The sequence below is a fragment of the Streptomyces sp. CC228A genome (assembly GCF_021390935.1).
Lineage (GTDB): Bacteria > Actinomycetota > Actinomycetes > Streptomycetales > Streptomycetaceae > Streptomyces.
Map to the genome: position 1 here is coordinate 43,271 of NZ_JAJPUI010000012.1, position 24,792 is coordinate 68,062.

Here is a 24,792-nt window from a genome sequence, read left to right on the forward strand (position 1 = left end):
AAGGTCGGACCCCGGCTCGGCCCTTGGTCGTACGCCTCCGGCCCCGAAGCTCACCCGTCGTAGGCCCGCCGGAGCTCCGCGATGTCGATCTTCTTCATCCGCATCATGGCCTCGGTGGCACGCTTCGCCTTCTCCGGGTCCGGGTCGGTCACCATCTCGTCGAGGACGCGCGGACTGACCTGCCACGACAGCCCGTACTTGTCCTTGAGCCAGCCGCAGGGCCCCTCCTCGCCGCCCTCGCACAGCCGCGACCAGTAGTAGTCGACCTCCTCCTGGTCCTCGCACACCACGGACAGCGAGACGGCCTCGTTGAACCTGAACTGCGGGCCGCCGTTGAGGGCGATGAACTGCCGGCCGTCCAACTCGAACTCGACGGTCATCACCGTCCCCGCCGGCTGCGGGGTCCCCTCGGGGTACCGGCTGGTCCTCAGGACACGTGAGTTCTCGAAGATCGAGAGGTAGTGCTGCGCCGCCTCCTCCGCCTCGTTGTCGAACCACAGGCACGGCGTGATCTTCTGCTGCATGGCGGGACTCCTTCCGTCCGTGTCCCTTCAGTCGAGTAGACCGGCGGACCGCGCGAAACTCATCGCCCGCCACGCCGCGCCGCGTCCGGCGGGAGCCGGCCGGCCCAGGAACGCGACGCGCCGCGTCCGGCGCGCCCCGGGGCCCCCACCACGCCCAGCGGAGCCGGGGGCTCCAGGACCGCGCCACACCCAGCGGCGCCCAGGGGCGCGCCGCGCCCAGCGGAACCGGGGGCCCAGGACCGGGCCACGCTCAACGGGGAGCCCGCACCCCGCCGCCGGCCGCGGCGGACGGCACACCCGCGGCACCACGCCCCGCCCGGACGGCAGCCGCACTCACCTGACGGAGGCGGGAGGCTGACCGGGGACGACCGGCTTGTTGGTGCAGCCGAGCACCTCGACCATGACCCGGGCGGAGTGGAGCAGGTGGGCGAAGTGCGGCCGGGGGTCGGTGTCGCCGGTGAGGCCGTCGTGAAGGAACCCCTGGATCGGCAGCTCGTCCTTCTGCTCGGGCGCGGCGCCCGGTATCCCGCACCTGATGTAGACCATGTAGGAACCCCCGCGTCCCCGTTCGGCGGTCCCGTGGACGAGTGCGAGATCGCGGTTCACCTCGATGTACGTATCCCCGGCTTCCCGCACCTCGTCCCAGCGGAGCACCGACCTGGCGTACTGGACGGTGTACGCGCCGGCGGCCGCTTCCGCGCCGATCTTGCACATGTCCAGGAAGGGGAACGGGTCCAGCTTTCCCGCGCTCTGCGGATCCCACTCCCGAACCTGCCGCTGCAACCGTGCGGCCCTGTCCGGTACGTCTATCTCCGACTCCATCCGAAGGTCGGCGGGCCGGGCCACCTGCTTGAGCCAGCCGACGGCGGCGGTGCCGAGCAGTCGCTCACACGTCGCGGCACCCGCTCGCGCCTCCTCGGAGGCAGGGGCGGCCACCCGGCGCTGCGAACCGTCCGCTTCCGGTGCGCTGCAAGCGGTGCCGCCGAGCAGGAGCACGGACAGGCCCACCATGACGGTCTTCCGCATGATCAATGCCCCCGGGCGTTGTCGGCTGGTGCACGCTGGTCGAGTTGTCCGCAGACGCGCAGACCGGCGCGTCCCCTAGTGTCTCGTGATTCCGTTGGCGTTACTTGATCCTGTGTGGCAGGGTCGCTTGGTGTGGAGCTCTCTGTAGAACAGGCCGCCGTGTTGCGGGAGTTGGTAAATAGCCCGGACGTGCCCGCCGACATAGCGACGCGGGGCCGGATCGTGCTGTGGTCGAGCGAAGGCCGTCGCCGCAAGGACATCGCTGAACTGCTTGGCGTATCCCTGCCGACGGTGGACCGCTGGAAGCGGCGTTATGTCGAGCTCGGACTGGCTGGGCTGGAAGGCGACCGGCCCGGCGGAGCCCGGGAACAAGTGCCGGCGCGGGTGCGGGCCCGCGTGATCGCGCTGACGCGCATGACGCCGCCGGACGGCACCGGCCTTTCGCACTGGTCCACGCGCGAGTTGGCGAAGTACCTGAGGCGGACCGAGAACATCACCGTGTCCTGGCACTACATCGCGCGGATCTGGCGGGAGGAGAACCTGAAGCCGCACCGCTCCGGCACCTTCAAGCTTTCGAAAGACCCCGCGTTCGCGGCGAAAGTGGCCGATGTGATCGGCTTGTATCTGGCCCCGCCGGGCGGCGCGGTGGTCCTCTCGATCGATGAGAAGACGCAGATCCAGGCCCTGGACCGGACCCAGCCGGTGCTGCCGGTCGCCTTCGCGGCGAGCGAGAAGCGCACCGCCGACTACGTCCGGCACGGCACCACAAATCTGTTCGCTGCCCTGAACGTGACCACCGGCGAAGTACTTGGCGAGTGCAAGCCGACCCGGAACGGCAAGGACTTCCTGGCCTTCTTGAAGAAGGCGGTGAAGCCGCACGCCGGGAAGGACATCCATGTCGTCCTGGACAACCTCTCCACGCACACCACTCCGGAGGTCAGGGAGTGGCTGGCCAAGAACCCGCACATCCACTTCCATTTCACCCCCGTCGGCTCCTCGTGGCTGAACCAGATCGAGATCTGGTTCGGAATCCTGACCCGGCAGTCCATCCGCCGCGGCACGTTCTCCAGCGTCAACGTCCTGATCAAGCAGATCCGTGACTACATCAGCTCCTGGAACGCGACGGCGAAGCCGTTCACCTGGACCGCGACTGCCGGCGAGGTCCTTGCGAAGGTCAAACTCGTCGCGACCAACGTGAAGAAACTCGTCAATAACAACTCGAACTGACATGAACAGGATCACGAGACACTAGGAAAGACGAGTGAAGGGCGCAGTCTGAGCCAACCCTGCTCCGCCTTCGCACCGCAGAGCTCCGGCAAAGGCGCGGGAAGCCGACGCGAGGATTTTCAGGTTCGCCTGGCGCAGCTCTTCGGGATCAATTTTCACTGAGCGCCTATTCGTCAATTCGGCGCGCATCAGGACAGGATCCCCCACACCCTCGGGGAATCGCTGACTCGCACAGTCGAAGTACACAACGGACGCTCCCCCGTTGGATATAGCCTGTCGCCCAACGGCGTATTTCACGAAGGACGGCTTGACGCCTCGCAGATCCTCCTCCTCGCTGAGCGAAACGCCGATCTCCAGGTCCGGCAGTCCTCCGGCATCCGGCACGTGAACCTCGCAGAGGTCTGTTTCCCTCCACTTGTCCACGGCGCCACCAGAGCTGTACTCGGCAACCACAGCGTCCGCCGCCGTCCGCGGCTCCGCAAAGGAGAGCCGCGCCGCGAACTCTTTCGCCCCCGTCACAGTCTCCACGGCCAAGGATGCCTCCCTTGAGAAGGCGCCGCCGCACAGCTTCTCCGCCGAAACGGTGTCGCGTCGATCAGGACCGTCCGGCGGCCCCCCGCCGCAGGCCGACAGGAGGACGGTCGCGAACATGACGGCTGCGGCACGGCAAGAAGACCGTGCGCCGACGCACGCGCGCCTCATGTGATCACTCCCTGTCCTGAGGCAGGCTACCGTGCGCGGACTCGCTTCCGCGCCCCCACAGGTGACCGCCCTTGAGAGCCTCTTCCAGATCCTGACCGAACGCGGAATCCCGTTCAACGCCATGATGTTCCATGAAAACACGCATCGGAATCGCGGCATTGAGCTCACCAGCGTCAAAGATGGCCTTGCGCTGCTTCTGGACGTCTTCTCCACTGTCTTTCTGGTTGGAGTCGACGTAGTCACCCACGACGCCATTGACCAGTTGCCCGACCACTCCCGTGCCCGCGTCCTGGGCCACAGGGATCAGTGTGGCAGCGACTCCGACGGCGGCGACCGGCGGGAGGAAAGCTGCTCCAGCCGCAATCACCACACCGCTGCCGAAGTTGATCCACCCTGCCCGCTTCGCCTGCGCCTTGTTGTATGCCTCGTCCGCCGCGAGCCCCTCCGCCCTGACCTGCTCGACGCGCGCCTGGTCGATCAGGCCTTGCACTTCACCGATCGACCGCACGGCTTCACGCGCATGCGCCTCGTTCACCGCGCCGTCGGCGCCCACCTGCGCTTCGAGCATGCTGACCGTATAGACCTGCTCGGCCTTGGCGATTTCCGCATAGGCGTCCGGATGCTTCCCCAGGGCGCTGAGGAACTGACGGGTAGCGTCCATCCCGAACTCCGCATGGCCGGGCTCCGGCCTACCCCCTTCGCCCTTGCGCGGGGCGAACATACTCGTCGGGTCGTTCTCGTTCATGGACCAGTTGATGTCGTCCACGTATCCGGCTGCCATGCGCCCGAGACTGTCAGCCAGTGACTCCTGCCTCCTCAGCAGTGCCGGATCGCCCCCGTACCTCTCGACAACCCTTTCCATGAGTTCAGCGGTGTCGCCGTCACGGCTGAGCCGCGCGTTCGGGTCATCGTGCGAGGCGCCCAACACCGCTGCTTCCAGGGCGTGCCCCAGACTGTCGTAGCCGTGTGCGGCGCTCGTGCCGTCGGCCACCACGTCCTCGGGCCACTCCCGCCCCTGAGTGAAGTAGTCGAAGGCGTTGAGCTTCTCCTTGCCCTCCCCGTGGTCGGCGGGGAGGTCGAATCCGCCGCTGAAGAACTCCGTCGCGGCCCTGGGGTGGTGGCCGAGGGCCTCCATGAAGCCCACCATGGGATCGCGACCCAGGTCCCTGCCATCCCAGTTGAGGCGCGGCATACCCCCATGGGTCATCCATGCCTGCGTCGGCGCCACCATGCCGTTGCGCGTCATCTTCCGCTCGGCGGCGACAAGGGCGCTCCCGTAGTCATGGAGGAAACTCTTTTCGAAGCTCCCGTGCCGCATGAGGGCACTCATCACCTGGAAGCCGTAAGGTGACGCACCCCGTGTCCGGACCGGATCGTCGCCCGCACTGATCACTTCCGCCTTCCAAGCCTGCATCTCGGGGCTTGTCGAGTGGGTGGCGGCGGCCAGGGCCATGCTGTAGTTCTTCTGGAGTTCCTGCAGCTTGTCCCGGTGGTCGATGCCGAGCCGGGATGCGTCGCTCGGGTCCCCCAGGTCCGCCCAGTATGCAAGGGTTCCCCGGCCGCCTACCTCCAGCGCGAGCCTTTCCGCGAAGTACGGGTCGTCCGCGTTGTCCTTGAAGAGCCTGTTCAGGCGGTCGATCTCCTTGGCCGTGGCTTCGTCGCCCTTCTTCACCAAGGCCGCCGCGAGCTTGGCGTCCTCAGCGTCCTGAACCTTGGACGCCTCCTCCAGAGACCTGTAGCGAGTGCCGGAGAAGTCGTGCTCGTCTGTTCCGACTACCGCGCGCAGTGCCCGGTTGGCGACGTCATCGGCGTCATCGGCACGTTCGACCGCTGCCTGAAGAGCGGATCTCACCCCGTCGAAATCCGCCTGCTGCGGCGTCGGCCCGTCGTAACTCCCGCTTCGCCGATCAGGATGCACCAGGTGGCTGACGCCGCCGTTCGCGTCGATGCGAATGCCTCTGCGAGGGGCTTCGTCGACTATCTTCTCCAGTGCCCGCTTGGCTGCCTTGAACTCAGCCAGTGCGTCCCGCAGGATGACCCTGATGCTGCCCGCGACCGCGGCGGCGTCTGCGAACTCCTTGGCCGTCTTCTTCACGAACGGTCGTGTCACCCCGGCATTGGCACCTTCCCAGCGTGCCTTGTCCGCCTTGGCCCGCATACCGCTGTCAGCCTGCTCTCCCAGCGCCTTCAGCTTGTCGTGGGTCTGACCCCAGTCCGTGACGGCCTCTTCCAGACTGCCCAGCCTTGCGTGCAGCACTTGCGCGAACGTCAACATGCCTGTTCCACGAGCCTCTCAGGAGAAGTGCCTGTCGATGATCGCGACGGAGTAACTGGTGACCAGCTCCTCTTCCCCCTTCAGGTGATCGGCTCTCGTCACCTCGAGGTGGTTGTGGATGTGAGCACAGGCACTGAGGAGCGTTTCGCACTGCCCGCGCCACCTGTCCCATGCCGTCCACATCCCCGAACCGGTCTTGAATCCGTCCTCGTCGAGGGATTTCGAAGCGGTGTCCGTCTTGGCACCTGCGTGGAACGCCGCGGCCTCGAAGGCATGGAAGAGTGCTTGCGCGTCGTTGCCCACGGCGCGTAGATCCTTGGAGAATACCTTGTAGTCCGCGTCCCCCGTGCCGCTGTCCTCCGACGGTAGCTGGTTGAGACGCGTACCGGCTTCATGCCGCTGACGCACCTCAGCCTTGATTCCCGCCCATTCGTCCTCGAACGCCATCGAGCCCCCCTGGTCCCGGACCGCGACACCTTTGCAGGGGTAACCATAATCGTGGCCATGTGGCCAACGAGGCTTTCCGGCCTACGTGTTGGACGTCACCACCGCCGCCTGCGGGCGGATGGGGAGGCGGTTGACGGGGCGGCCCGTGGCGGCGCGGACGGCGGCGGCGACGGCTGCCGGGGCGGTGACGACCGGGACGGCGCTGGCGGGCTTGGCGCCGAAGGGGGCCACCACGTCGCGTTCCTCGACCAGGCGGACGATGCGGATCGCCGGGGCGTCCAGGGCCGTCGGCAGGGCGTAGCCCGTCAGGTCGGGGTGGCGGACCAGGCCGCGGGGGGTGCGGAGGTTCTCCGTGAGGGCGGCGCCGAGCCCCTGGGTGACGCCCGCTTCGATGCGGGTGGCCAGCTGCGCCGGGTTCAGGACGCGGCCCACGTCCTGGGCCACCGCGAGTTCGACGACGCGGACGCTGCCCAGTTCGACGTCCACGTCGACCACCGCGCGGATGGCGCAGAAGGCGAGGCCGACGAACGCGTCGCCCTGGCCGGTCTCGTCCAGGGGCTCCGTGGGGTGGGGGCGGCACTGGGCGGTGGCCCACAGCTCCTTGCCCTCCAGGGCCTCGGCGACCGTGGTGGACAGCACGCCGTCGTAGGAGGTGATCTTGCCGTCGGCGATCTGGAGGAGTTCGGTGGACATGCCGAACTTGTGGGCCAGCGGCTGGAGCAGCTGGGTGCGGACCATCTTCGCGGCGCGTTCCACCGCGCCGCCCGAGACCCACGTGTGGCGGCCGTGCGCGGCGGCGCCCGCCGGGGGCTGGTCGGTGTCGACCGGCGCCACGTGGACCTCCTCCACGCCCAGCACGTCCTGGACGATCTGGCGGGCGAGGGTGGAGAACCCCTGGCCGGTCTCGACGGCGGCGCACAGGACCGTGGCGACGCCGTCGTGGACGCGGACCGTCGCCGTGGACACCTCGTCGGTGCCCTCGGCGCCCAGCATGTGCACCATGCCCAGCGCGTAGCCGACGCCCCGCCGGACCGCGCTCGGCTCGCCCGCGCCCTCCGGGCCGCCGGGCAGCAGCCAGTCGTCCGCCGGGGTGTCCCGGGGCAGCGGCGGCAGCGGTTCGTCCCGTACGGCCGCGAGGAGTTCGGCGACCGGCGCCGGGCACGTCACCGTCTGGCCGGTCGGCAGCAGGTCGCCGGTGGCCAGGACGTTGCGCATGCGCAGCTCCGCCGGGTCGAGGCCCAGCTTCGCGGCGAGCTTGTCCATCTGGCCCTCGTACGCGGCGCACACCTGCATCGCGCCCTCGCCCCGCACGTGTCCGGACGGCGGGTTGTTCGTACGGACCGCCCACCCCTCGACGAAGGCGTGGGGCACCACGTACGGGCCGCAGGCGAAGGCGACCGCCGCGGCCAGGGAGTCCGAGGACGCCTCCGCGTAGGCGCCGGCGTCCAGCAGGATCTGCGCCTCCACCTTCACCAGGCGGCCCTCGGCGTCCGCGTGGTGGCGGTAGCGCAGGAGGGTCGGGTGGCGGTGGGCGTGGCCCAGGAACGACTCCTCGCGGGTCGCCGTGAGCTTGACGGGGGCGCCGGTGCGCAGGGCGAGGAGGCCCAGCGGGATCTGGAAGCCGGGGTCCTCGCGGTCGCCCATCGCGCCCGGCACGCCCGTGACGACGATCTTCACCTGCTCGGGCGGCAGCCCGTAGCAGGCGGCGGCCAGGTCCCGGTCGGTGTGCGGGTCGGTGGAGGCGGTGTAGATCTCCACGCCGCCGTCGGGCCGGGGCACGGCGAGGGCCGCCTCGGCGCCGACCGGCGCGGGGTCCTGGCGGCCGATGCGGTACAGGCCCTCGACGATCACCTCGCCGGTCGCGGCGGGGTCGCCGTAGCGCAGCGGGATGTGGCGGATCAGGTTGCCGTCGGGGTGCAGCGGCGGCGCGGAGAACGCCTGCTCGGGGTCGGTGACCGGGTCGAGGAGCTCGTAGTCGACGATGATCGCGGCGGCGGCGAGCCTCGCCGTGTCCGGGTGGTCGGCGGCGACCGCGGCGATGGCCTCGCCGTGGTGGCGGACGGTGTCGGAGGCGAAGACCGGCCGGTCGGCGACGGTGCGGCCGTAGGCGCTGTCGCCCGGCACGTCGGCGTGGGTGACGACCGCCCGTACGCCCGGCATGGCGGCGGCGGCCGACGTGTCGATGGAGCGGATGCGGGCGTGGGCGTGCGGCGAGCGCAGGATCGCCGCCCACAGCAGGCCCTCCGCCCAGAGGTCCGCGGCGTACGGGAAGGTGCCTTCCGCCTTGGCGCGGGCGTCGGCCGACGGCAGCGACGCGCCCAGCCCGAGCACGGGCTGCTCCTGCTCCTGGTCCGGGTCCCGGTCCTGCCGGGGGGAGTCGACCGCCGGGATGGCGGTGGCCGCGTCGTTGCTCACGCCGTGCCTCCGTCGTGCGGGTGGGGAAGCTGGTGCGGGATGCGTACCTCGGGCGGCTGCTCGTCGGCGGCGCCCGCACGGGCCGCGGCCGCCTGCGCGGCGGCCCTGCGCTCGGCGACGACCTCCTGCACGGCGCGCAGGGCGCCCTGGTAGCCGGTGCAGCGGCACAGGTTGCCGGACAGGGCGCGGCGGGCCTCCACGTCGCTGGGCGCGTGGTTGCCCTCCAGCAGGTCGTGCATGGTCATGGCCATGCCGGGGATGCAGAAGCCGCACTGGACGGCGCCGCAGCGGGCGAGGGCGCGCTGCACGTCGGAGGGCTCGCCGCGGGCGGCCAGGCCCTCGACGGTGCGGACCTCGCTGCCCGCGGCGGTGGCGGCGGGCACCAGGCAGGACGCCACGAGGCGGCCGTCGACCTGGACGTTGCAGGCGCCGCACTCGCCCTGCGAGCAGCCGTCCTTGGCGCCCGCGAGGCCGAGGCGCTCGCGCAGCACGTAGAGCAGGGACTCGCCGATCCAGGCGTCGCTGACGGGCCGGTCGGCGCCGTTGACCCGCAGGACGTACGAGACGTGGGGGTGCTCGTCGCCGACCGGGGCCTCGGACGCCTGCGCGTGCTCCTCGCGGGCATCGGCCGGGGCGGCGGCGGGTGCGCGCCGCCCGGTTCCGCGGCGTCGTGGAGCGCCGGGGCGTCGGGGGATGCCGGGGCGTCCTGGTCGGCCGGGGCGCCGGCCGGCGCGGGGCCGTCCGGTCGCGTGTCCGGGCGGGGTGCGGCGCCGTCCGGGTCGGTGGAAGCCCCGGCCGCGGCGGGAGCGCCCTCCTGCGGCGTCCCGTCGGCGTCCGGTGCGTCCGGTGCGTGCGGCGGGTCCGCGGGCGCGCCGGGGCCCGCGGGCTCCTCGGGTCCTGCGCCCCGTGCGGGGTCGGCCGGCCGGCCGTGCCCGCCGCCGGCCGCGTCCGGGTCGTGGAGGCCCGCGTTGAACGGGGCGGCGCCCTGCGCCGTACCACCGGGCGGTACGGGAGAGCCGGGCGGTATGGCCGCCTCGGGGGCCGCGGGGGCAGCTGCGGCGCCCGGGCCGTGCGCCGGTGGCACGGGCGGCTCCGGCAGGTCGGACGGGGCCGCTCCGCCGATCGCGCCCGTACCGCCGGCGGCGTCCGCCGTGCCCGGCCGCGGGGCATCCGGTCCGGCCTCCGCGCCGGGCTCGGTCGCGGCGGGGCTGAGGGTCCAGGGCGCGGGGGCGCCGCCCGGGAGGGTCGCGGGCGGGGTGCCGTACGACCAGTCCGGTGCGGCCGGGGGCCGTCCCGCGGCGAGCCGGTACTCGCCCGACTCCTCGGGCAGGTCGCCCTGCGCCACGGGGATGGTCCACTGGCCGGTCAGGTCCGCGCCGCCGGGCGCGGGCGCCTGCGGGTAGGGCTGCGCGGCGGGCGGCTCGGGCGCGGACGGCACCTCCTCTGCGGCGACGGCGTCGTGGAAGTTCCACTGGGCGGTGGCGTGCGGGTCGGCGATCTGCGGCGGTACGAACCCGTGGCCGGGCGCCTCCAGGGGGAAGCCGTCCAGGCCGGCGTCGGGCGGAAGCTGCACGAAGGCGGTGGCGTCGCCGTCGTACTCGCCCGCCGGGAGGGGCTGCCAGCCGCCCCCGTGCCCCTCCTGGCCGCGGTGGTCGTGAAGGGCCTGGTGGTCCTGGTGGTCCTGGTGGTCCTGGTGCTCCTGGTGCCGGTTCCCGGTCTCGTCGGCGGTCACGACAGCGCCCTCCCCAGTGCTCGTCGGGCCAGCACGGCGACGGTGCGCCGCAGGTGCAGTACGGCGGGTGGCAGCGGGGGCGGCTCCTCGCCCTCGGCGGCCGGCGGCTGGTCCGGGATGCAGGCGGCCGCCACGTATTCGCCGAAGGCCACCAGGGCCTCCGGGCTGAGCCCGCGCTCCCCGTCCCAGTCGACGAGCGAGGCGATCCAGTGCTCGGCCTCCAGCGGCCGCAGCGGCATCGGGGCGATGGCCCCGACCGCGCAGCGCACGGCACGCCGTGCCGGGTCCAGGACGACGGCGACCGACGCGAGGGCGCGGCCGGGGCCGGTCCGCCCGGTGGCCTTGAGGAAGACCTGCGGTGCGTGCAGCAGCGGCACCCGCACGTGCGCGACGAGCTCCGCGGGACCGAGCATCTCGCGTCCGGCCAGCAGGTGGGAGACCGGGATCTCGCGGGCGCCGCCGGGTCCGACGACGACGAGGTCGGCCTCCAGCGCGGCGAGCACGGGAAGCGTGTCGCCGGTCGGGGCCGCCGTGACGACGTTGCCGCCGAGCGTGCCGGCGTTGCGGATCTGCGGCGGTCCGGCGGCGCGGGCGGCGGCGGCCAGGGCGGGGATGAGCGCGGCGAAGTCGGGGCGGCCCAGGCGGGCGTGCGTGAGGCCGGCGCCGAGGAGGGCGTGGCCGTCCTGGTACTGCCAGCCGCGGATCTCGCCCACGCGGCCGAGTCCGACGAGTCCGGCCGGGCGGAGCCGCCCTTGTTGACGGCCGCCATGAGGTCGGTGCCGCCGGCGACGGGGACGGCGGCGGGCATGGCGGTGAGCGCGGCCACGGCCTCGGCGAGCGTGGCCGGCAGCGTGACGGACTGCGCCGCCCGCGGTGCGTGCGTGGTCAACCCAGCTGCCCCTTCCCGGTGTCCCGGTCCCGGCTGTATCGGCTGTCCCGGTCGTCCCGGCTGTGTTGCCGTACCGTACGTGCTCACAGCCCGGACGTGGAAACTCTGGCACATCTTCCAGGCTGTCCGGCGCGAGGGTCCGTGAAGGGTGTATCCGCCCGCGACCGCCCGGCCCCTCCCCGTGACCTCCCCTGATCCCCCGGCACTTCAGGCAATCACCCCCTTCGCCCGATTCGCCCGCTCTTTCGCACACGGGAGGAATGGACCTTTCTCCTCCCGGGCGTCGGCTCGGGACCCGCGCGGAGGCGGAGGCGGAGGCGGGGGCCGGCGGGCGGGCAGCGGCCGCCCGGGGGTCACACGTCCGGAGGCGGCGAGTCGAACGGGCGCCCGACCAGTCCGGGCCGCCGCTGCCAGGGCAACGGGCCCTGCGGGCGCCGGTAGTCGACACCGAGTGCCTCAAGGCGCCGGTAGTGCGCGGTCATTCGCCGCTCGAAGTCGGCGAGGTCGCGCGCCGGGGGCGCGGGGAGGCCGGCCGACCAGGCCACCTCCGCGAAGGCGGCGAGCCGCGGGAAGAGCTGGTAGTCGACGCGGGCGCGGTTCTCCGTCACCTCGCTCCACAGGTTCGCCTGCGTGCCGAGGACGCGGGCGGCGGCGCCGGGGCCGAGTCCGGGCGGGACGGGGTCGAACCGGTAGACGTCCTCCAGGGTGCGGACGAACCCGATGGGCACCGGCTCGTCGCGGCCCGGGTCCTGACGGTGGTCCAGGTACACGTACTGCTCGGGGCACATGACGACGTCGTGGCCGGCCTCGGCGGCGGCGATCCCCCCGGCGTAGCCCCGCCAGGACGACACGGCGGCGCCCGGCGCCAGGCCGCCCTGGAGGATCTCGTCCCAGCCGATGAGCCGGCGCCCGCGGTCGGAGAGCCACCGGTCGAAGTGGCGGATGAACCAGCTCTGCAGGCCGTCCTCGTCCCCGACCCCCAGCTCCGCGATCCGGGCCTGCGCGGCCGGCGAGGCCCGCCACTGGTCCTTGGGGCACTCGTCGCCGCCGATGTGGACGAACGGCGACGTCTCGGCGGGGAAGAGCTCCAGGACCTCCTCCAGCACGCCCTCGTAGAAGCGCAGGACGTGTTCGGTGGGGGCGAGCACGTTCGGGCTGACGCCCCAGGTGTCCCACACGGCGAGGCCGGCGGTGTCGACGGCGTCGGTGTTGCCGAGTTCCGGGTACGCGGCGATGGCGGCCTGCGAGTGGCCCGGGACGTCGATCTCCGGGACGACGCGGACGTGCCGCTCGGCGGCGTACGCGACGATCTCGCGGATGTCGTCCTGGGTGTAGTAGCCGCCGTGCGGGGTGTCGTCCCACAGCGGTGAGGCGCGGTGGCCGCGCTTGGTGCGGCTCCGCCACGCGCCGACCCCGGTCAGCCGCGGGTACCGGCGGATCTCGATCCGCCAGCCCTGGTCGTCGGTGAGGTGCAGGTGAAGGACGTTCAGCTTGTGGGCGGCGAGGAGGTCCACGTACCGCAGGACGTCGTCCTTGGGCAGGAAGTGGCGTGCGACGTCCAGCAGCAGCCCGCGCCAGCCGAACCGCGGCCGGTCCTCGACGGTCGGCGCGGTGAGGACGGCGGGGCGGCGCGGCCGCCGCGCCGGACGGGCGCCCGCCGGAAGGCGTCGGCGCCGAGGAGCTGCCGGAGGGTCTGCGCCCCCAGAAGACGCCCGCCGGATCACCGCCGATGATCCGCACGCGGCGGCTCGCGGCGGCGACGTCGAGCCGGTACGCCTCCGCCCCGAGCCGCGGGTCCAGTCGCAGCACGACGGTGTCGTCCCGTCCGGCGGGCACGGGCGGGAGGGCCAGCCCGAAGGCGGCGCCGACGGTGGACCGCAGCCACCGCTCGGTGCCCTCCGTCCCCGGCGCGGCGTCGATGCCCGTCCGCCGGTCGAGGACGAACCCGCACCGGTACGGGCCCTGCACCCGCGCGGGCAGCGGCACGAGACCCAGGGTCCGGCTGCTGGGAGCACCGTCGGCCCCGGCGGGGGCGGTGGCGGGGCGGCGGCGGTAGGGGTGACGCCGCTGCGGCCGACCCGGCTGTCCGGCTCCACTCCGCCGCGGGTCCCGGCCGGGCCGCCGGCTTCGGCGGGGGCGTGGGTGCAGGCTTCGGCTGGGGCGTGGGTGCAGGCTTCGGCGGGGGCGCTGCCTTCGGCGGAAGCGGGGGCGCCACCTTCGGCGGAAGCGGGGGCGCAAGCTTCGGCGGAGGCACTGCCGCCGGGTCCGTCCGGACCGCCGGCCGGGGCAGCACCGGCGCCGCCGGGTACGGGCCCGCCGACGCCGCCCCCGCATACGGCCCCGGTGCCGCCGCTGTCGGCCCCGCGGCTGCCGCCGCCCCGGCCTGCCGCGCCCTTGCCGCCCCGGTCGGCCCCCGCCCCGGCTTCCCGGGAGTGCCCGCCGCCGGACCCGGCCGGGTCCGGGCCGGTGCCGCTCTCGCCGTATCCGGCCGTGCTCGCGTCCCCGCGGCCGTCCACGGACCCCGCCCCCTCCACGCCCATGAGCCCTCCCCGGGTCGGCCTGCCCGGCAGGCGGCGGAGCCGGGCGCGCTCCGGTCCCGGCAACCGCCGACCCTAGGCACACGCCCCGCCCCCGACAACCGCCCTGCCCCCGGTCCGAGCCCAGCGGTCGGCACGCGCAGGGCCCCCGGGGCGCGCCTGCGCGCACCCCGGGGGCCCCGGTGAGCCAGAGCGGTCGGCCGCTACTTGCCCTTGCCGCTCTTGTCCTTGTCCTTGTCGCCACCCGCGCCCATGGACTCGTAGATCTCCTTGCACATCGGGCAGACCGGGTACTTCTTCGGGTCGCGCCCCGGCACCCAGACCTTGCCGCACAGGGCGACGACGGGAGTGCCGTCGAGGGCACTCGCCATGATCTTGTCCTTCTGGACGTAGTGGGCGTAGCGCTCGTGGTCGCCGTCGCCGTGCGACACCTGCGGCGTCGGCTCTACGAGGGTCCCCGTACCTGCCCCGCGCTCGGGCTCAAGAGTGCTCATAAGTGCCAAGGGTACTCACCCGGCGCGCGATCAGTTCAGGCTCGGGTCGTCCGGGTACGTCGCGATCATGGCCAGTTCGCTGCGCTGCCGCCGCAGCACCGCGCGCCACAGGCCCTCGGGCCGCGGGGAGCACACGTCGCCCGGCTCGGACTCCACGACGAACCAGGCGCCGTCGCCCAGCTCCTCCTCCAGCTGGCCGGGTCCCCACCCCGCGTACCCGGCGAAGATCCGCAGGGCGCCGAGCGCGGGTCCGAGCAGCTCGGGCGGGGTCTCCAGGTCGACCAGCCCGATGGCGCCGTGGACCCGGCGCCAGCCGAGCGGGCCCTCGTCCCCGGGGATCACGGCGAGGCCGAGCGCGGAGTCCAGGGACACGGGGCCGCCCTGGAAGACGACGCCCGGCTCCCCCGCGAGGGGCGCCCAGGGCTCCAGGATGTCGCCGACGCCGACCGGTGTCGGCCGGTTCAGGACCACGCCGAGCGACCCCTCGTCGTCGTGGTCGAGCAGCAGCACCACGGCGCGGTCGAAGTTGGGGTCGGCCAGCGCGGGGGTGGCGACGAGCAGCCGCCCTGCGAGCGAGGACACCTCGGTCATGGCAGACATGATCCCGCACTTTGCGGTCCCGTGGAGGGTGCGCGCGGCACCCCGCGCCGTCGCGGTGCCGGGGCCGGGGACGGGACGGCGCGGCCGGGCGCCCGGGTGCGGCACGGCCGGACGGCCCGGACGGCCCGGGCGGCGCGGCACTGCCTGGGCAGCCCGCCCGGGCGGCGCGGCGCCGCACGCGGACCCGGGTGGTGCCGGGCGAAACGTACGCGCCATCACGACCGAAAACCGGATGGTAACGGTCCGCTAAGGCCGCGAGACGGACCGTGTTGTGCCGAATTCATTACAAGGTCCGACCGTCCGCGGCCTTACGAACCGGGCACTCCGTCCCCTTACCCTTTTCCCTGGCCCCTTGCCCGACCTCCCCCGGCTCCACCGGGGGGACGCCCCTCAGAACGCGAGATACATGACCGGCACTGACGATGTACTGCTTGTCCACGGCGGCACCCCGCTGGAGGGCGAGATCCGCGTCCGCGGCGCGAAGAACCTCGTGCCCAAGGCGATGGTCGCCGCCCTGCTGGGCAGCGGACCAAGCCGGCTGCGCAACGTGCCCGACATCCGCGACGTGCGGGTGGTCCGGGGGCTGCTGCAGCTCCACGGAGTGACCGTCCGCCCCGGTGAGGAGCCGGGCGAGCTGGTGATGGACCCGACGCACGTCGAGTCCGCGAACGTCGCCGACATCGACGCCCACGCCGGTTCCTCCCGTATCCCGATCCTCTTCTGCGGCCCGCTGCTGCACCGCCTCGGCCACGCCTTCATCCCGGGCCTGGGCGGCTGCGCCATCGGCGACCGGCCGATCGACTTCCACTTCGAGGTGCTGCGGCAGTTCGGGGCGAAGATCGAGAAGCGGGACGACGGCCAGTACCTGGAGGCGCCGCGCAGGCTGCGCGGCACGAAGATCCGGCTGCCGTACCCGTCGGTGGGCACGACGGAGCAGGTGCTGCTCACGGCCGTGCTCGCGGAGGGCGTGACGGAGCTGTCGAACGCCGCCGTGGAGCCGGAGATCGAGGACCTCATCTGCGTTCTGCAGAAGATGGGCGCGATCATCGCGATGGACACGGACCGGACGATCCGGATCACCGGCGTGGACGAGCTGAGCGGCTACACGCACCGCGCGCTCCCGGACCGGCTGGAGGCGGCGTCCTGGGCGTCGGCGGCGCTGGCGACCGAGGGCAACATCTACGTGCGCGGCGCGCAGCAGCGCTCGATGATGACCTTCCTCAACACGTACCGGAAGGTCGGCGGCGCCTTCGACATCGACGACGAGGGCATCCGCTTCTGGCACCCGGGCGGCTCGCTGAACGCGATCGCCCTGGAGACGGACGTCCACCCGGGTTTCCAGACGGACTGGCAGCAGCCGCTGGTGGTGGCCCTGACGCAGGCGGCCGGCCTGTCGATCGTGCACGAGACGGTGTACGAGTCGCGGCTCGGCTTCACGTCGGCGCTGAACCAGATGGGCGCGCACATCCAGCTGTATCGGGAGTGCCTGGGCGGCTCCGACTGCCGCTTCGGCCAGCGCAACTTCCTGCACTCGGCGGTCGTGTCGGGCCCGACGAAGCTGCAGGGCGCCGACCTCGTCATCCCCGACCTGCGGGGCGGGTTCTCGTACCTGATCGCCGCGCTGGCGGCGCAGGGCACGTCGCGGGTCCACGGCATCGACCTGATCAACCGCGGCTACGAGAACTTCATGGAGAAGCTGATGGGGTTGGGCGCGAAGGTCGAACGCCCGGGCGGCGGCACCGCCGTCTGACGCCGCACCGCCGGACCTCCTGCCGGGGGTCCGGGGGTCGCCCCCGGAAAAGCACAGCATGGAGAAGCTGATGGGGTTGGGCGCGAAGGGCGAACGCCCGGGCGGCGGCACCGCCGTCTGACGCCTTCCGCCCGCCCTTGAGGCGGCGTGCCGCCTACCGTGGCGGCACTGCGGCTTGACGGCGTGTCAGCCGATGTACGAGGCCCCCGTGTCCGATCCGCAAGGACCGCACGCGGGGGCCTTCGTCGTACCCGGATGCGCGGGCACCGCGTACGTACGGCCCGTGCGAGGGCTCCGGCGGCCGGGCCCCGGTCCTCCGACCCGCCGCGGCGGGTCCCACGCCCAGGCGGGGCCGTGCGGTGTCACCCGCCTCCGCTCCGTGCGGCCCGCCGCGCCGGGGCCGGGCCCGTACGCAGTACCCCTCACACGGCCCGGGTCGTCCCGCCGTGAAGCCCCTACACGGGCGGCGCCCGGGGCATCCCCGCGGTCCCTGCGGATCCCGCGCACGTCCCCGCACGCGCACCCGCCCGGCCGCCTCCGGGGCGGCTGCCGCGGGCGCTGGGAGGGGCGCAGGGCGGCGAACGCAAGGGCGGCCACCCCGTCGGGGGTGGCCGCCCTTTTTCTCAGCGCCTGGGGGGCTTACTTGCCCTTGGCGGCTTCCTTGAGCTTGGAGCCCGCGGAGACCTTCACGCTGTAACCGGCCGGGATGTCGATCGGCTCGCCGGTCTGCGGGTTCCGCGCGGTGCGAGCGGCACGGTGGGTGCGCTCGAAGGTCAGGAAGCCGGGGATGGTGACCTTCTCGTCGCCCTTGGCGACGATCTCGCCGACGGTCTCGGCGAACGCGGCCAGCACGGCGTCGGCGTCCTTGCGGGTCACCTCGGCGCGGTCGGCCACGGCGGCCACCAGCTCACTGCGGTTCATGTTGTTACTCCCGTGTATTTCTTGCCTGTGAGGCGTGCCACGCGGCGGAGGCCGCATGTCGAGCACAGCGAAGCCGATGCTGTCAGGGCCCTACGACAGTGCTCGGACCCGGGTCTGCCGATCAGACCCTCGCGCCCGAATACGCATCCTGCCCCCACCAGCGGCGGGAAAGCCAATCCGGCACCCTCCGGAGTCACACGAAAAGCGCCACGGCCCTGCGCCGACGACCTCGGTCGGCTGGGCGAGCAGATTTCGCCCACCCTACGCCCGGCGCCCGGCCGGCGCCTGCCGACACGCCGGGCGCCGGGCTCCCCCGTACGGGTCAGAGCTTCTCGGTCTCGCCCGCGACGGCCTTCGCGGCGTTGCGGACGGCACCGGCGACGGCGCCGGCGACCTTGTCGTTGAAGACGGAGGGGATGATGTAGTTCGGGTTCAGCTCGCCCTCGGTGACGACGTCGGCGAGGGCGGCCGCCGCCGCCAGCATCATGTCGGTGTTGACCGTGCGGGACTGGGCGTCCAGGAGGCCGCGGAAGACGCCGGGGAACACCAGCACGTTGTTGATCTGGTTGGGGAAGTCGGACCGGCCCGTGGCCACAACTGCCGCCGTCTGGCGGGCGATTGCGGGGTCGACCTCCGGGTCCGGGTTCGCGAGCGCGAACACGATGGCGCCGTCGGCCATCGCGGCGACGTCGGAGCCGTCGAGGACGTCGGGGGCGGAGACGCCGATGAAGACGTCGGCGCCGACGACGGCCTCCTTGAGGGTGCCGGTGACACCCTCGGGGTTGGTGTTGTCGGCGATCCAGCGCAGCGGCGACTCCGCGGCCGCCTCGACGAGGTCCGCGCGGCCGGCGTGGACGACGCCGTGGATGTCGGCGACCACCGCGTGCTTGACGCCCGCGGCGATCAGCAGCTTCAGGATGGCCGTACCGGCGGCTCCGGCGCCGGACATGACGACCCGGACGTCCCCGATGGCCTTGCCGACCACCCGCAGCGCGTTGGTGAGGGCGGCGAGCACGACGATCGCGGTGCCGTGCTGGTCGTCGTGGAAGACCGGGATGTCGAGGGCCTCGCGCAGCCGGGCCTCGATCTCGAAGCAGCGGGGCGCGGAGATGTCCTCCAGGTTGATGCCCGCGAAGCCGGGGGCGATGGCCTTGACGATCTCCACGATGGCGTCGGTGTCCTGGGTGTCCAGGCAGAGCGGCCAGGCGTCGATGCCGGCGAACCGCTTGAAGAGGGCGGCCTTGCCCTCCATCACCGGGAGGGCGGCCTTGGGGCCGATGTTCCCCAGCCCCAGCACCGCGGAGCCGTCCGTGACGACGGCGACGGAGTTCCGCTTGATGGTGAGGCGGCGGGCGTCCTCGGGGTTCTCCGCGATGGCCATGCACACGCGCGCGACACCGGGGGTGTAGACCATGGACAGGTCGTCGCGGTTGCGAATGGGGTGCTTGGACGCCATCTCGATCTTGCCGCCGAGGTGCATCAGGAACGTACGGTCGGAGACCTTGCCCAGGACGACGCCCTCGATGGAGCGCAGCTTGCCGACGATCTCGTCCGCGTGGGCGGTGGAGGAGGCCGCGATGGTGACGTCGATCCGCAGCTTCTCGTGGCCGGAGGCGGTCACGTCGAGGCCGGTGACCGAGCCGCCGGAGGACTCCACGGCCGTGGTGAGCTGGGAGACCGCGGTTCCGCTCGCGGGCACCTCCAGCCGGACCGTCATCGAGTACGAGACGCTGGGCGCCGTTGCCATGGCCGAGTTCCTCTGCTTTCCCTAGCTTCGTTGCCAGCCCGGCGCGGCGGTGGCCGTGCGCGGGGCCCTCCGATGGTCGCACCTACCTGCGAGTAGCGGGTAATGCGGTCATTTTGTTTTCGGAAACTGTTTTCCACCATACGAGAAACTGTGCTTCCGCACAACGGAAGCGGCGGGTCCCGGGGCGGTCGGCCGCCGGCGCATGCCGGGCGCTCGGCTGCCCGGGCGGGGCCTGGCACCGGTGCCCGTGCGGACCCCGGGCCGCCAGGGCACGGGCCCTGCGGCGCGGGCCCTGGCGGCGGCCGGGCACGGACCCCGGGCCGACCGGGCACGGGTCCCGGGCCGACCGGGGCCCGGGGCGGCCCTGCGGGCGCTGCCCGGTGCGGGCGTTGCGGGCAGGCCCGGGCCCGTACTGCCGAGCCGTGCCGGCGGCCCTGGGGCTCCCCGCGGAGCCTGGGGCCCCCGGTGGCGCGGCGCGGGCCCGGCAGCCGGTCCGCGGGGCGGCACGGGCACGGCGGCCGGTCCGCGACGCGCCAAGGAGGCCGGTCCGCGGCGCGCGCACGCGGCCCGTCCGCGGCGCGCAAAACGGAGCGGGTCCGCGCCGCCCCGGTGGGGGGCGGTACGGACCCGCTCCGTACGCAGATGACACCGACCCGCCATGCTCGCCTCGCGGCAAGTGGTCGCTCGAAGCGACGAAGGTTGGGCCCGGGGGCTTGGATCGGGCCGGTGCCGCATCCAGGCTAACAAACCCTGCCGGAAGGTGTTCCCTCAGTCGCGCAGCAGGTCCGGAACACCGTCCGCGTCGGGCTCGTCGCGCGCCCCCGCCACCACGGTGAGCTGCTGCGTGGCCCTGGTCAGCGCCACGTACAGCACGCGCAGGCCCGCCGGGGACTCGTCGGCGATCTCCGCCGGGCAGACCACGACGGTCGCGTCGTACTCCAGCCCCTTGGCCTCCAGGCTGCCCAGGGCCACCACCCGGTCCCCCAGCCCCGCGAGCCAGCCGGCGGCCTGCTCGCGGCGGTGCATGGCGACGACGACGCCGACGGTGCCGTCCACCCGGTCCAGCAGGCGGCGCGCCTCGTCCCGGACGGCCTCGGCGAGCTCCCGCTCCCCCACGGTCGCGAAGCGGGGCACCACGCCCGTGGACCTGACCGCGCGCGGGGACTCGGCGCCCGGCATCGCCAGGGCGAGGACCCTGCCGGCCAGCTCGGCGATCTCGGCGGGGTTGCGGTAGTTCACGGTGAGGGTGAAGCGGCGGCGGGGGCGGCTGCCGAGCGCCTCGTCCCGGGCCTCGGCGGCCTCGTCCGGCGCCGACCACGAGGACTGCGCGGGGTCGCCGACGACCGTCCACGTCGCAGCGCGGCCGCGCCGCCCGACCATGCGCCACTGCATGGGCGTGAGGTCCTGCGCCTCGTCGACGATGACGTGGGCGTACTCGGTGCGCTCCTGGGCCAGCCGCTCCGCGCGCTCGCGCTGCGACTCCTCCCGTACGGGCATGAGCTCCTCCAGGCCGGTGAGCTGGTCCAGCGGGTCGGCCTCCCGCTTCCTGCGGGGGCGCGCGGGGGCGCCCAGCAGGGCCTGGAGCTCGTCGAGGAGCGCGATGTCGTGCACGGAGTACGCGTCCCGGCGCAGGGAGCGGGCGAGCCGCCGCACCTCCCCCGGGTTGAGCACCCGCCGGGCCCAGCGGCCGAGCCGCCGCTCGTCGCCCATGGCGGCGAGGACGCGGCGCGGGGTCAGCTCGGGCCACCAGGCGTTCAGGAAGTCGGTGAACGTGTCCTCCGAGGTCACGTCCTCGTCGAAGGAGGAGCGCAGTTCCGCGGCCAGCTCGGGGTCCCGCTCGCGGGCGCCTGCACCGGTCTTGGCGTACAGCGCGTCGAGGAGCAGCCGCCGGGCGCGCGGCCGCAGCAGGTTCACCGGAGCGGTGCCGCCGAGCGCGGTCTGCCGGACGCGGCGCAGCTCCTCGCCGTCCAGCTCGACGCGCCGGCCGAAGGCGACGACCCGCAGCCGGTCCGGCTGACCGCCCGCCTCCAGGGCGCCGCGCGCCGCCTTCCGCAGCACCTTCAGCATCCGGGAGGACCCCTTGACCCGGGCGACGGCGGGATCGTCGTACGCGGTGGCCTCCACGCCGTCGACGAGGCTGCCGAGGGCCCGGATGGCGACCTGCCCCTCCTCGCCGAGCGAGGGCAGGACGCCCTCGGTGTAGGCGACGAGCAGCGGGGTGGGGGACACGATGAGGATGCCCCCGGCGTACCGCCGGCGGTCCTGGTAGAGCAGGTAGGCGGCGCGGTGCAGGGCGACGGCGGTCTTGCCGGTGCCCGGTCCACCCTCCACGTACGTGACGGACGCGGCGGGCGCGCGGATGACGAGGTCCTGCTCGGCCTGGATGGAGGAGACGATGTCCCGCATGGTGTGGCTGCGGGCCCGGCCGAGGGCGGCCATGAGGGCGCCGTCGCCGACGACGGCGAGTTCCTCGCCGCCGAGGGTGGCGGTGAGCTCGGGCCGCATCAGGTCGTCCTCGACGCCGAGGACCCGGCGGCCCCGGGAGCGGATGACCCGCCGCCGCACGACCCGGCCGGGGTCGACGGGCGTGGCCCGGTAGAACGGCGCGGCCGCGGGGGCCCGCCAGTCGATGACGAGCGGCGCGTAGTCGGCGTCGAGCACCCCGAGCCGGCCGATGTGCAGGGTCTCCCCGATCTCGGCGGTGCCGTCGTCCCGTATGGCGTCGTCGGCCGGCTCGACGGAGGTGTACGCCCCGTCGGGCCCCTTCTTGCCGTCCTTGCCGTACAGCAGGTCCACCCGCCCGAAGAGGAAGTCCTCGAACTCGTGGTTGAGCCGGTTGAGGTGGATACCCGCACGGAACACCTGGGCGTCCCGTTCGGCGAGCGCGCCGGGCGTGCCAACCTGGCCGCGCTTGGCGGCGTCGTCCATGAGGAACTCCGCCTCGTGGATCTTCTCCTCCAGGCGGCGGTAGACCCGGTCCAGGTGCTCCTGCTCAACCGCGATCTCCCGGTCCCGTACCGAGTCGACGGTTTCCTGCACGGCCACGGGGCCCCTTTCTGACGTGCACTGGGCAGCCGTCGAGCGTACGCCACGATCCGGCCCGTGTCAGGCGCGGGCACCGTGTCCGCGCGGGCCCGGTCGCGGCGGGCCCCTCCTGCTCGCCCGCGCGGGCGAGCAGGAGGGGGCGGTGGTACGGGCGCGGGGCCCGGCGGCGCAGGCACCAGAGCCCCGGCGGCACGGGCGCGGGGCCCGGCGGCACAGGCACCAGAGCCCCGGCGGCACGGGTGCGGGGGCTCGTCTGCGGGCGCGGGGGCGGCGGCACAGGCGCGGCGGATCGTCCGCACGGGCGCGCCGGAAGCGCGGATGGCGGGCCCGCCGCGCGGTCGCCGCCGCGGTCGTGCGCGCGGTGGGCAAAAGGGCAGGACAGAGGGCGGGCCGCCGGTCAGAATGCGGGGATGGCCGATCACCTGACCGACTTCCGCACCAAGCCCACCCTGGACGGGGAGCGGGTGCTCCTCCGGCCCGTCACGGGGGAGGACGCGGACGCGCTGCTGCCGATACTGCGCGACCCCGAGTGCGCCCGCCTGACCGGCTCGCACGCGGGCGGCACCTTCGACGACGAGCGGGTCCGCGTCTGGTACGAGACCCGCCGCGACCAGGACGGACGGCTGGACCTGGCCGTCGTGGAGAAGGCGACCGGCCGCGTCGTCGGCGAGGTCGTCCTCAACACGTGGGACCCCGGCAACGAGAGCTGCAACCTCCGCATCTGCCTGGTGCCCGGCACCTTCGGGCGGGGGTTCGGGACGGAGGCGACGCGGCTGATCCTCGGGCACGGCTTCGAGAAGCTGGGGCTGCACCGGATCTCGCTGGAGGTCTACGCGTTCAACCCGCGCGCCCGCCGCGCCTACGAGAAGGCGGGGTTCGTCGCCGAGGGCGTCCTGCGCGACGCCCTGCTGTGGGAGGGCGAGTGGGTGGACTCCCTCGTCATGTCGGTGCTGGCGCCGGAGTGGTTCCGGCACCGGGGGCGGCCTGACGCGTCCGGTCACGCGTCGGTGTGACCGGCCCCCGGTGCGCGGTCAGGGGGTCACGCCGGGATCTGCACCAGGCGGTCGCCGGTGAAGGTGCGGACCTCGAAGTGGTCGATGTCGTTGCGGTCCATGGCCGCGCCGCCGTGGACGTACAGCGGCTTGCGCGCCATCTCCTGGGGGCTGTCCTCGATGCCGTAGCCCCAGGCCGGCACCGCCCAGGAGGTCACCACCTCCTCCTCGCCCGACTTGGACACGGCCACGAGGTTGCACTTCAGGGGGCCCTTGACGTTCTTGAGCTCCAGGACCGTGCGGGTGCCCCAGGCCTTCTTCTCCGTCCCGACGGTCGCGCTGACCTTCGTCGCCGCGTCCGTCGACTGCAGCTTCTCGGTCACCCCGTCGAAGGCGGCGTCCGCCTGGCCGGTCTGCGGCTGCCCCGCCTGGGTGGTGCGCGGCCCGTCGCCGGACATCGTCGCCACCGCCACCGCCGGACCCGCGACGATCATCGCGACGGCGGCGGCCAGCATGTAGCGGGTCCGCTTGCGGCGGCGGGCGTGCTGGGCGGTGACCTCGTTCAGGAGGCGGTCCAGGGCGGGCGGGGGCGGGCTCGCGGCGGGCGGCTCCATGAGCGTGGCCTGCAGGCGCGGCACGGGGCCGGTCCGCGGCGGCGCCTCCTGCGCCAGCATGGCCAGCATCGGCGGCATCCCGGACAGTTCGTCCAGGCGGGCCGTGCACAGCGCGCAGCCCGGCAGGTGCGCCTCGAAGACCGAGGCGTCCGCCGGGTCCAGCACCCCCAGGACGTACGCGCCGACGGCATCGTGCAGGGAGTCGTTGCCCTGGGTGTACCCCTCGCCGTACCCAGGCGGCGTCGTCATGCCGATACCCCCCTCTCCTCCAGAGCCAGCTTCATCGAACGCAGTGCGTAGAACACCCGGGACCGGACGGTCCCGCTGGGTATGCCGAGGGTCTTGGCGGCCTCGTTGACCGTGCGCCCCTTGAAATACGTCTCGATCAGAACTTCCCGGTGAGCCGGGGTCAAATCGTCCAGGGCATCGGACAGCGTCATCAACCACAGCGCCTTGTCGATCTCGTCCTCCGCGGGCATGACCTCCAGCGGTGACGGGTCGACCTCCTGCGGTCGGGCCTGCCGACTGCGGTGGCCGTCGATGACGATACGCCGGGCGACCGTCACCAGCCAGGGGCGGACAGAGCCGGTCGCCCGATTGAGCTGGCCGGCGTTCTTCCAGGCACGGATGAGCGTCTCCTGTACGACGTCCTCGGCGCGCTGGCGGTCGCCGGCGACGAGGCGCAGTACGTAGGCGAGCAGCGGTCCGGCGTGTTCGCGGTAGAGGGACCGCATCAACTCCTCGTCGGGGACAGGGTGGTTGACTTGCGGTGACTCTGCGCGATGCCGGGCCCGATGCGTCGCCCGACGGTCATCGGCCACGGCCGCATCCTTGCGCACCCGAACCTCCCCGGTC

Annotated in this window: 17 protein-coding genes and 2 pseudogenes; 3 read left to right on the forward strand and 16 right to left on the reverse strand. The window is 73.2% G+C overall.

Annotated features, from left to right (window positions below):
- Positions 1 to 50 precede the first annotated feature (50 nt).
- Positions 51 to 524 (reverse strand): VOC family protein, encoded by a 474-nt coding sequence (locus tag L6E17_RS27270; RefSeq protein ID WP_236243336.1) that lies wholly within the window; start codon positions 522 to 524, stop codon positions 51 to 53.
- A gap of 333 nt (positions 525 to 857) precedes the next feature.
- Positions 858 to 1,550 (reverse strand): hypothetical protein, encoded by a 693-nt coding sequence (locus L6E17_RS27275; protein ID WP_236243337.1) that lies wholly within the window; start codon positions 1,548 to 1,550, stop codon positions 858 to 860.
- A gap of 132 nt (positions 1,551 to 1,682) precedes the next feature.
- Here L6E17_RS27275 and L6E17_RS27280 point away from each other — a divergent pair, with 132 nt between their 5' ends.
- Positions 1,683 to 2,777 (forward strand): IS630 family transposase, encoded by a 1,095-nt coding sequence (locus L6E17_RS27280; RefSeq protein ID WP_236239806.1) that lies wholly within the window; start codon positions 1,683 to 1,685, stop codon positions 2,775 to 2,777.
- Between the two features lie 21 nt (positions 2,778 to 2,798).
- Here the strand turns inward: L6E17_RS27280 and L6E17_RS27285 are convergent, their stop codons facing one another.
- The 9 genes and pseudogenes from L6E17_RS27285 to L6E17_RS27325 all read right to left on the reverse strand — a co-directional run bounded on the left by L6E17_RS27285 (position 2,799) and on the right by L6E17_RS27325 (position 14,859).
- Positions 2,799 to 3,428, reverse strand: coding sequence for a hypothetical protein (locus tag L6E17_RS27285; protein ID WP_236243338.1), 630 nt, complete (start codon positions 3,426 to 3,428; stop codon positions 2,799 to 2,801).
- 55 nt (positions 3,429 to 3,483) lie between these two features.
- Complete coding sequence (locus tag L6E17_RS27290; protein ID WP_236243339.1) at positions 3,484 to 5,754, reverse strand: DUF6571 family protein; 2,271 nt, start codon at positions 5,752 to 5,754, stop codon at positions 3,484 to 3,486.
- An 18-nt stretch (positions 5,755 to 5,772) separates the two neighbouring features.
- Complete coding sequence (locus L6E17_RS27295; protein WP_236243340.1) at positions 5,773 to 6,201, reverse strand: hypothetical protein; 429 nt, start codon at positions 6,199 to 6,201, stop codon at positions 5,773 to 5,775.
- A gap of 81 nt (positions 6,202 to 6,282) precedes the next feature.
- Positions 6,283 to 8,616, reverse strand: coding sequence for a xanthine dehydrogenase family protein molybdopterin-binding subunit (locus L6E17_RS27300; RefSeq protein ID WP_236243341.1), 2,334 nt, complete (start codon positions 8,614 to 8,616; stop codon positions 6,283 to 6,285).
- On the reverse strand, positions 8,613 to 9,107 hold the full coding sequence (locus tag L6E17_RS27305) for a (2Fe-2S)-binding protein (protein ID WP_236243342.1): 495 nt from the start codon (positions 9,105 to 9,107) through the stop codon (positions 8,613 to 8,615). The genes L6E17_RS27300 and L6E17_RS27305 overlap by 4 nt, the downstream gene beginning before the upstream one ends.
- Positions 9,108 to 10,344: 1,237 nt before the next feature.
- A pseudogene (locus tag L6E17_RS27310) lies at positions 10,345 to 11,237 on the reverse strand (xanthine dehydrogenase family protein subunit M).
- 353 nt (positions 11,238 to 11,590) lie between these two features.
- A pseudogene (locus tag L6E17_RS27315) lies at positions 11,591 to 13,232 on the reverse strand (beta-N-acetylhexosaminidase).
- 745 nt (positions 13,233 to 13,977) lie between these two features.
- The gene (locus tag L6E17_RS27320) at positions 13,978 to 14,268 is read right to left on the reverse strand and encodes a DUF3039 domain-containing protein (protein WP_236243343.1); all 291 of its coding nucleotides are present in this window, start codon (positions 14,266 to 14,268) and stop codon (positions 13,978 to 13,980) included.
- Between the two features lie 30 nt (positions 14,269 to 14,298).
- Entirely contained in the window at positions 14,299 to 14,859 is a 561-nt protein-coding gene (locus L6E17_RS27325; RefSeq protein WP_236243431.1) for a YqgE/AlgH family protein, read from the reverse strand.
- 415 nt (positions 14,860 to 15,274) lie between these two features.
- On the opposite strand from L6E17_RS27325, the gene murA reads away from it, so the two are divergent.
- Positions 15,275 to 16,618, forward strand: a complete 1,344-nt coding sequence (gene murA, locus L6E17_RS27330; protein WP_236243344.1) for a UDP-N-acetylglucosamine 1-carboxyvinyltransferase — start codon at positions 15,275 to 15,277, stop codon at positions 16,616 to 16,618.
- 639 nt (positions 16,619 to 17,257) lie between these two features.
- Here the strand turns inward: murA and L6E17_RS27335 are convergent.
- From L6E17_RS27335 to L6E17_RS27345, 3 genes are all read right to left on the reverse strand, one after another.
- Positions 17,258 to 17,539 carry an HU family DNA-binding protein gene (locus L6E17_RS27335; protein WP_071267555.1) on the reverse strand — a complete coding sequence of 94 codons (282 nt, stop codon included), beginning with the start codon at positions 17,537 to 17,539 and terminating at the stop codon, positions 17,258 to 17,260.
- Between the two features lie 322 nt (positions 17,540 to 17,861).
- Positions 17,862 to 19,286, reverse strand: a complete 1,425-nt coding sequence (locus L6E17_RS27340; protein ID WP_236243345.1) for an NAD-dependent malic enzyme — start codon at positions 19,284 to 19,286, stop codon at positions 17,862 to 17,864.
- Between the two features lie 768 nt (positions 19,287 to 20,054).
- Positions 20,055 to 22,331, reverse strand: coding sequence for a UvrD-helicase domain-containing protein (locus L6E17_RS27345; RefSeq protein WP_236243346.1), 2,277 nt, complete (start codon positions 22,329 to 22,331; stop codon positions 20,055 to 20,057).
- A 410-nt stretch (positions 22,332 to 22,741) separates the two neighbouring features.
- Between L6E17_RS27345 and L6E17_RS27350 the strand changes: the two genes are divergently transcribed.
- Positions 22,742 to 23,344, forward strand: a complete 603-nt coding sequence (locus L6E17_RS27350) for a GNAT family N-acetyltransferase (protein WP_236243347.1) — start codon at positions 22,742 to 22,744, stop codon at positions 23,342 to 23,344.
- A gap of 26 nt (positions 23,345 to 23,370) precedes the next feature.
- On the opposite strand, the gene L6E17_RS27355 is transcribed toward L6E17_RS27350, so the two are convergent.
- Both L6E17_RS27355 and L6E17_RS27360 read right to left on the reverse strand, forming a co-directional pair.
- Entirely contained in the window at positions 23,371 to 24,186 is an 816-nt protein-coding gene (locus L6E17_RS27355; RefSeq protein WP_236243348.1) for an anti-sigma factor, read from the reverse strand.
- The gene (locus tag L6E17_RS27360; protein WP_079169508.1) at positions 24,183 to 24,776 is read right to left on the reverse strand and encodes a sigma-70 family RNA polymerase sigma factor; all 594 of its coding nucleotides are present in this window, start codon (positions 24,774 to 24,776) and stop codon (positions 24,183 to 24,185) included. The genes L6E17_RS27355 and L6E17_RS27360 overlap by 4 nt, the downstream gene beginning before the upstream one ends.
- Positions 24,777 to 24,792 lie beyond the last annotated feature (16 nt).